Here is a 6,866-nt window from a genome sequence, read left to right on the forward strand (position 1 = left end):
CCCCGACGCCCGCCGCGACCCCCTCGCCCTCGCCGAGCGCGGAGGAGGACGTGCCGCAGAGCGTCGAGGAGCAGCGGCAGGCCGTCGAGCAGAAGGTCGGCGCCGAGGCGTGGGCCGCCGCCACCGGCCTCCAGGCCCCGGCGGACCTGGCGGCCGACCCGTCGCTGGCCGAGAAGCTCGCGCCCTTCGCCGATCTGTCCGGCCGCGAGGTCGCGGTGCTGCCGACGCAGATGCAGTTCAACGTGCCGACCATCAGCTGCCTCCAGCTCGACGACCGGCCGCCGGCCTCGATCTCCGACCCGGAGCAGCAGGCGGTCTCCTGTGAGGCCGGTTCCATCAAGAACCTGCTGGACGTGGCGAAGGTGCTCGGCACCGACGTCAGCAGCGCCACCGCGGTGCGCGACCAGACCAGCCAGTGGGTGGTCAGCCTGGACTTCACCCGCAGCGGCGGGGAGAAGTGGACGGCGCTGACCCGCGAGGCGTTCAACAACGAGGGCCAGGCCTGCGACGCCTCCGCGCTCGGTGACGAGGGGCGCTGCCGGGTCGCGGTGGTGCTGGACAACCAGATCATCTCGTCGCCGCAGATCCAGGGCGTGCTCGTCGGCAGCTCGCAGATCACCGGCAACTTCACCAACGCCGAGGCCAGCGAACTGGCCGGCTACCTCAGCTACGGCGCGCTGCCGGTCACCTTCGAGGCGCAGGAGCAGCAGAACGTCACCGCCACGCTGGGCGCCAGCCACCTGCGGGCCGGTCTGCTCGCGGCCGGCATCGGCATGCTGCTGGTCATCGTCTACTCGTTCTTCTACTACCGCCTGCTCGGCTCGGTCATCTTCCTGAGCCTGGTCGCGTCGGCGCTGCTCCTCTTCGGCGCCATGGTGTTCCTCGGCCGGCAGATCGGCTTCACGCTCACCCTCGCCGGCATCGCCGGCATCATCGTCTCGCTCGGTGTGGCGGCGGACTCCTTCGTCATCTACTTCGAGCGACTCAAGGACGAGATCCGCGAGGGCCGCAGCCCGCGCAGCGCGGTGCCACGAGCCTGGATCCGGGCCCGTCGGACGATCATCTCGGCGAACGCCATCACCATCATGTCGGCGGTGGTGCTCTACATCGTCTCGGTCGGCACGGTGAAGGGCTTCGCCTTCGCCCTCGGTCTGGCCACGGTGCTCGACCTGCTCGTGGTCTTCCTGTTCCGGCATCCGATCATGACGATGCTCGCCAGCACCAAGGCGTTCCTGTCCCCGCGGGTCAGCGGGCTCGGCCGGGTGCTGCCCGCCCGCTCGGCACCGACCCAGCCCCGCAACCAGCGCGCCAAGGAGGCGTGACATGTCCGCTGAGAACGGTCTGGCAGCTCGCCTCTACCGGGGCGAGGCCGGCCTCAACATCGTCGGCAAGCGCAAGATGTGGTTCACCATCGCCGCGGTGCTGGCGACGATCGCGCTGGCCAGCGTCATCTTCAACGGGTTCAAGCTCGGCATCGAGTTCGCCGGCGGCAACTCGTTCCAGATCCCGACCAGCGTCGGCACCCTCCAGGACGCCGAGGCGGCCACCAAGGACGCGATCGCTGACCAGGGTGGCCATGTGGTCACCGCGCAGCAGGTCGGCGGCGGTGGCGGCAACTTCTACGAGCTGCGGACCACCGAGCTGAACGGCGAGCAGGTCCAGGCGGTCAAGACCACCCTGGGTCAGCAGTTCAACATCGACCCGGAGTCGATCAGCAGCAACCGGGTCAGCGAGGCGTGGGGCAGCCAGGTGACCAACCGGGCCCTGCTCGGTCTGGTCATCTTCCTCGCGCTGGTCACCGTCTACCTGGTCCTGCGCTTCGAGTTGAAGATGGCCATCGCGGCGATCTTCTCGCTGGTGATGAACCTGATCCTCACCGCCGGCCTCTACTCGATCGTCGGCTTCGAGGTCACTCCGTCGACGATCGTCGGATTCCTCACCATCCTGGGCTTCGCCCTGTACGACGTGGTGGTGGTCTTCGACAAGGTGCAGGAGAACACCAGAGGGATCACCGCGAACAACAACCAGACGTACGGCGAGGCGGCCAACCTGGCCGTCAACCAGAGCCTGATGCGGTCGATCAACACCTCGGTGGTCGCCCTGCTCCCGGTCGGCGCCATCCTCTTCATCGGTGCCGGCCTGCTCGGCGCGGGCACCCTGAAGGACCTCGGTCTGGTGCTGTTCGTCGGTATGGCGATGGCCTTCATCACCTCGATCACGCTGGCCACGCCGCTGCTGGTGGTGCTCAAGAACCGCGACCCGCGGATCGACGCGCACAACAAGCGGGTGCACGCCCGGCGGGCCGGGATCACCAAGGGCGAGACGTCCGCCAAGGGCGCCCGCAAGGCGGAGTCGACCGAGGCGATCGAGGCGGACGAGGAGCCGGTGGCCGCCGAGACGGGTGCCGCCCTGGCCGGTGCCGCCGCGCCGAAGGTGGGCGCGCGTCCGGCCGGCAAGCGTTCCGGTGGGGCCCGTGGTGGCCGCCCCGGCGGCGGGGGCGGTAACCGCCCGGGTGGCGCCAAACGGCGCTGACCGGGCCGGGACCGACCCGGTAGGGACGAACACGACGGCGTCCTGCATGCTGTGCGAGCAGCGTGCAGGGCGCCGTTGTCTGGTGGAAGGGACCAAGCGTCGTGACGGAGACCCACAGCAGCGCGGTACGCGGCGACAGCGGCCCGGAGACCGCCCGGCTGGTGGCCAGCCGGGTGCTGGACGTGCCCGACTTCCCGAAGCCGGGCGTCATGTTCAAGGACCTGATGCCCCTCTTCGCCGACGGTGAGACCTTCCGGACGGTGATCGACGGGATCGTCGCGCACCACGGGCGGGACTCCTTCGACACGGTGGTCGGCATCGAGGCGCGCGGGTTCGTGGTCGCCGCCGCGATCGCGTACGCGACCGGGGTCGGTGTGGTGCCGGTGCGTAAGGCCGGCAAGCTGCCCCGCCCGGCGTACGCCGCCTCGTACGAGCTGGAGTACGGCGAGGCGACGCTGGAGGTGCACCAGGACGCCTTCACGGCGGGACACCGGGTGCTGGTCGTGGACGACGTCCTCGCCACCGGCGGCACCGCCGCGGCCACGCTGGACCTGGTGGAACGGGCCGGTGGCACGGTCGCCGGTTTCACCGTGCTGCTGGAGCTCTCCTTCCTGGGCGGGCGGGCGAAACTGGCGCCCCGTCCCGTCCATGCCCTGCTGACCGTTTGAACCGACCCGCCCCCGGCGACGGAGGCGGCACGGTACGTCCGGCGGAGCGGCAGGGCACCGTCGGTGCGGGTAGCATTGCCCATTGCTGACCGGACGGTGAGCCGTCCGAGAGGCGCGAGACCAGACCGGCCGACGCACGGTCGGTGTTTCCCCGGCGAGCGGTGAGGAGGCCGGTGTCCCACGATGTCGTCCCTCCGGTGGAGGGCACGGTGCACCCGACAGGTGACGCGAACGGCTCGCTGACCGACCCCGACGGCGCCACACCGGCCGTCGCCGGGGCACCCGGCCGGGTGCCGTCCAGCGGCGACGTGGCGGTCCCCACCGCGTCCGACGGCGCGTCCGTCGCGACCACCGGTGACCCGTTGCCGAGCAGCGGATTCGGGCTCTCCAACGCGCCCACCGGCCGACGGGTCCGGGCGCGGCTGGCGCGGTTCAACGCGCCGTGGCAGTCCTCGCAGGTCAGCGAGGTGTTGGAGCCGCTGATCTCGTCGCACCGGGAGAACCATCCCAAGGCGGACGCCCGGCTGCTGCAACGGGCCTTCGACACCGCCGCGCGGTGGCACTCGGGTCAGTACCGCAAGTCCGGCGACCCGTACATCACGCACCCGCTCGCGGTGGCCACCATCCTGGCCAACCTGGGCATGGACACCACCACGCTGGTCGCCGCGCTGCTGCACGACACCATCGAGGACACCGAATACTCACTGGACCAGATGCGGACGGACTTCGGTGGCGAGGTCGCGCTGCTGGTCGACGGCGTCACCAAGCTCGACAAGGTCAAGCTCGGCGACGCGGCGAAGGCCGAGACGATCCGCAAGATGGTCGTCGCCATGGCCAAGGACCCGCGTGTCCTGGTGATCAAGCTGGCCGACCGGCTGCACAACATGCGGACGCTCTCCTTCCTGCCCGCGCCCAAGCGGGAGCAGAAGGCCAAGGAGACGCTGGAGATCCTCGCCCCGCTGGCCCACCGCCTGGGTATGAACACCATCAAGTGGGAGCTGGAGGACCTCGCGTTCGGGACGCTGTTCCCGAAGCGGTTCGAGGAGATCAACCGGCTGATCGGGGAGCACCAACCGCAGCGTGAGGCGTTGCTGCGGCAGGTGACGCAGAAGGTTCAGGTGGATCTGAAGGCCGCCAAGATCAAGGCGGAGACGACGGGTCGGCCGAAGCACCTCTACTCGATCTACCAGAAGATGATCGTGCGGGGTCGGGACTTCAACGACATCTACGACCTGGTGGGTGTGCGGATCCTGGTCGACACGGTGCGGGACTGCTACGCGGCGTTGGGTGTCATCCACGCGAACTGGCAGCCGGTGCCGGGCCGGTTCAAGGACTACATCGCGATGCCCAAGTTCAACATGTACCAGTCGCTGCACACCACGGTGATCGGGCCGACCGGCAAGCCGGTGGAGATGCAGATCCGGACGTACGCGATGCACCGCACGGCGGAGTTCGGTATCGCGGCGCACTGGAAGTACAAGGAGAAGGGCACCCAGATCGTCGGTCCGCCGGCGCACATCGACGAGATGACCTGGCTGCGGCAGTTGTTGGACTGGCAGCGGGAGGCGGCGGACCCGAGCGAGTTCCTGGACGCGTTGCGGTTCGACCTGTCCAGCCAGGAGGTGTACGTCTTCACCCCGAAGGGCGACGTGATCCCGTTGCCGACGGGGTCGACGCCGGTGGACTTCGCGTACGCGGTGCACACCGAGGTGGGGCACAAGTGCATCGGGGCGCGGGTCAACGGCAAGTTGGTGCCGTTGGAGTCGACGCTGTCCAACGGCGACGTGATCGAGATCTTCACCTCGAAGTCGGAGACGGCCGGGCCGACGCAGGACTGGTTGGGCTTCGTCAAGAGCCCTCGGGCGCGGACGAAGATCCGGCAGTACTTCAACAAGGAGCGGCGCGAGGAGGCGATCGAGGAGGGCAAGGACGCGATCGTCAAGGCCATGCGCAAGCAGGGCATGCCCCTGCAGCGGATGCTCACCTCCGACAACCTGATGGCGATCGCCCGGGACCTGCACCTGGCCGACGTGGCGTCGTTGTACGCGGCGGTGGGGGACAGTCAGGTCTCCGCGCAGTCGGTGGTGCAGAAGCTGATGGCCACCTACGGCGGCGAGGAGGGTGCGGCCGAGGACATCGCGGAGACGGCGGTGGCCACCCGGCCGCCGCGCAGTCGGGCCTCCAGCCACGACCCGGGTGTGGTCGTACGCGGTGTCAGCGACGTCTGGATCAAGCTGGCCCGCTGCTGCACCCCGGTGCCGCCGGACACGGTGTTCGGCTTCGTCACCCGGTCCGGCGGGGTGAGCGTGCACCGCGACGACTGCGCCAACTCCGAGGACCTGCGCGCCCAGGGCGAACGGGTGGTCGAGGTGAGTTGGAAGCTCACCTCCGCCTCGACGTTCCTGGTCGCCATCCAGGTGGAGGCGCTGGACCGGCACAAGCTGCTCGCCGACGTCACCCGGGTGCTCTCCGAGGAGCGGGTCAACATCCTCTCCGCCACCGTCACCACCACCCGGGACCGGGTGGCGGTGAGCCGGTTCAGCTTCGAGATGGCCGACCCGAAGCACCTGGGGCATCTGCTGGCCGCCGTCCGCAAGGTCGACGGGGTCTTCGACGCCTACCGGGTCACCTCCGGCGCCTGACGCGTACGACCGGACGACGAGAAGCGCCCGCCGGCTCAGCCGGCGGGCGCTTTCGCGTGGAATCGAGGCGTCAGGCGTCGCTCATGGTGAGGTCGGTGATGACGATCTCCTTCTTCGGGTGACCGCCGCCGGCCTGCTGGGCGAACGCGCCGTCGTCACCGGCGGCGGCGACGTCGTTGACGATGTCCATCCCGCCGGTGATCGTGCCGAGCACGGTGTAGTTCGGGTCCAGCGGCGAGTCGCCGTAGACGATGAAGAACTGGCTGCCGGTGCTGGACGGCTGGCCCGAGTTGGCCATCGCGATGACGCCGGCCTCGTACGGCGGGCGCTTGTCGGTGGGCAGGTTCTCCTCCGGCATGCGGTACGCCGGGCCGCCGGTGCCGTCGGTCTCGCGCCAGCCGTCGCCGGTGGAGCTCGGGTCGCCGCACTGGAGCACCTTGATGCCCTCGGTCACCAGCCGGTGGCACTTGGTGTTGTCGAAGAAGTTCTGCTCGGCCAGGTGGGTGAAGCTGCCTGCGGTGCAGGGCACCGCCGACCGGTCGATCCGCGCGGTGATCGGGCCGAGGTTCGTGGTGATCGTCATGGTCTGGGTGCCGACCCGGCTCTGCTCGGCGTTCGGCAACCCGACGTCCTTGGTCGTCGGGGTCCGCTCACCCGCCGGGATCTCCACCCAGCCGCACTCCGCGGTGCTGCCGCCCTGGGCGGCGGTGTCGCCGCCGCTGTCGTCGCCGATCAGGTTGGTGGCGAGCCAGGCCGTGCCGGCGACCACCAGCAGCAGGACCACTCCAGCCCCGACCACCGCCTGGGTCTGGCGGCGCTTGCGCGCCCGCGTGGCCCGCTCGGCCATCTCCTTCTCGAGCCGGGCGCGGGCCGCCGCGCGCTGCCGCTCTCTGGTGGACGTCACGCCTCGATCCTCCTGGACTGTATGTGGATGCCGCTGGGGCGGGTGGAACCGCCGATTACCGATCAGCCGGCGCTTGCGCTGGCCTCGGGCGCGCCGGAGGCCGCCGGGCTTGCCGTGCCC

The 6,866-nt window shown here is 69.9% G+C and carries 5 protein-coding genes; 4 read left to right on the forward strand and 1 reads right to left on the reverse strand.

Translation table 11 applies throughout. The annotated features are described in order from the left end of the window. From secD to EYA84_RS22895, 4 genes are all read left to right on the forward strand, one after another. The coding region (gene secD / locus EYA84_RS22880; protein WP_131055191.1) for a protein translocase subunit SecD at positions 1-1,322 on the forward strand (1,322 nt) is incomplete at its 5' end. 1 nt (position 1,323) lies between these two features. Next, positions 1,324-2,532 (forward strand): protein translocase subunit SecF, encoded by a 1,209-nt coding sequence (gene secF / locus EYA84_RS22885; RefSeq protein ID WP_131055193.1) that lies wholly within the window; start codon positions 1,324-1,326, stop codon positions 2,530-2,532. Between the two features lie 101 nt (positions 2,533-2,633). Continuing rightward, positions 2,634-3,200 (forward strand): adenine phosphoribosyltransferase, encoded by a 567-nt coding sequence (locus EYA84_RS22890; RefSeq protein WP_131055195.1) that lies wholly within the window; start codon positions 2,634-2,636, stop codon positions 3,198-3,200. A 173-nt stretch (positions 3,201-3,373) separates the two neighbouring features. Next, on the forward strand, positions 3,374-5,842 hold the full coding sequence (locus tag EYA84_RS22895) for a bifunctional (p)ppGpp synthetase/guanosine-3',5'-bis(diphosphate) 3'-pyrophosphohydrolase (protein WP_131055196.1): 2,469 nt from the start codon (positions 3,374-3,376) through the stop codon (positions 5,840-5,842). A 70-nt stretch (positions 5,843-5,912) separates the two neighbouring features. Here the strand turns inward: EYA84_RS22895 and EYA84_RS22900 are convergent, their stop codons facing one another. Further along, positions 5,913-6,746, reverse strand: a complete 834-nt coding sequence (locus EYA84_RS22900; RefSeq protein ID WP_131055198.1) for a peptidylprolyl isomerase — start codon at positions 6,744-6,746, stop codon at positions 5,913-5,915. Between the last annotated feature and the right edge of the window lie 120 nt (positions 6,747-6,866).

Source organism: Verrucosispora sp. SN26_14.1 (assembly GCF_004307965.1).
In the GTDB taxonomy this organism is placed as follows: Bacteria; Actinomycetota; Actinomycetes; order Mycobacteriales; family Micromonosporaceae; genus Micromonospora.